The organism is Streptomyces sp. RP5T, assembly GCF_003933965.1.
Lineage (GTDB): Bacteria > Actinomycetota > Actinomycetes > Streptomycetales > Streptomycetaceae > Streptomyces.
The window spans coordinates 1-1,137 of sequence record NZ_RSAJ01001129.1 but is presented as its reverse complement, the minus strand read 5'-3'; the positions used below and the strand labels follow the sequence as shown (position 1 = coordinate 1,137).

Below are 1,137 nucleotides of genomic sequence, written 5' to 3'. Positions count from 1 at the left end.
ATTCACTGGGGGGTCGTCGCCGGGGCGCCGTGGGTTGCCCGGGTTCGCGGAGTATCCGCGGCCCCACCTCACCAGCCGTGACGACTCCCCTCGCACCGGAAACACAGGCGGAATGTGAGCCACCCCACAATCGATACGCCCCCGTTTCGATAGCCGCGGAGTTACTGTGGTGCTCACGAGAACGAAACCGTTTCGTTCAGCAGGTTCCGCGCTGGACGAGGATGGAGCACGCACGCCATGACCAGCGTCCTCATCGCCACCGGCCAGTCACTTCAGCGTGTCGGCCTCCGAATGCTCCTCGAGTCCCAGCCCGACCTGACCGTCGTCGGCGAGGCGGCGCACGGGCCGGAGGCAGTCCGGCTGAGCGCCCTGCTCCGGCCGGACGTCGTCCTGCTGGACGGCCGCGGCACCGGCCCGGACACCGTCGAGACCGTCCGCCGACTCACCCACACGCCGGACGGACCCGCCCCGCACGTCCTGCTGCTCACCGGGGGCGACGACGCCCACCCCTACGGCGCACTGCGCGCCGGAGCCGCCGGGCACCTCCCGGAGGACGCCACCGCAGACGAACTGGTCGCCGCCGTGCGGGTCGTGGCCGCCGGTGACGTGGTCGTCTCTCCCGGACTGGCCCGTGCGCTCATCGACGCCGTCCGCAGCCGGCGGGCCCTGGAGAGTTCGGCCCCGGGCGGCCGGCTGGACACCCTCACCGAACGCGAACGAGACGTCCTCACCGCGGTCGCCTCCGGCGACTCCAACGCCGAGATCGCCGACCGGCTCTCCATCGCCCCGACCACCGTGAAGTCCCACGTCAGCAACATCCTCACCAAGATCGGCGCCCGCGGCCGGGTCCAGGCGGTGGTGTTCGCCTACGAGTCGGGCCTGGTCCGCCCCACGCAGCACGTCCTGCACGCGTGACGCTCCGCTTCTGACGGGCCCACCGTCGGGCCTTCCGGCCAGGGGATTTCCTCGCCCTGCCGTGCGGCCACACGTCCCGGGGACCGGCCCCGCCCCGGCCGCGACGGCTCCTGCGGATCACCCGTCCCGGACCAGAGCAGATGCCGCAGCGAGGCCGAAGCGGTAGGTGCGCCACCCCCGGCGGGACCCCGCTCCGGATGCCGCAGGGCCCCACCACTGCCG

At 72.9% G+C, this 1,137-nt stretch carries 1 protein-coding gene; it reads left to right on the top strand.

The window, feature by feature from the left end; translation table 11 throughout:
• The first annotated feature begins 237 nt into the window (after positions 1 to 237).
• Entirely contained in the window at positions 238 to 915 is a 678-nt protein-coding gene (locus EHS43_RS44930) for a response regulator transcription factor (RefSeq protein ID WP_125196096.1), read from the top strand.
• Positions 916 to 1,137 lie beyond the last annotated feature (222 nt).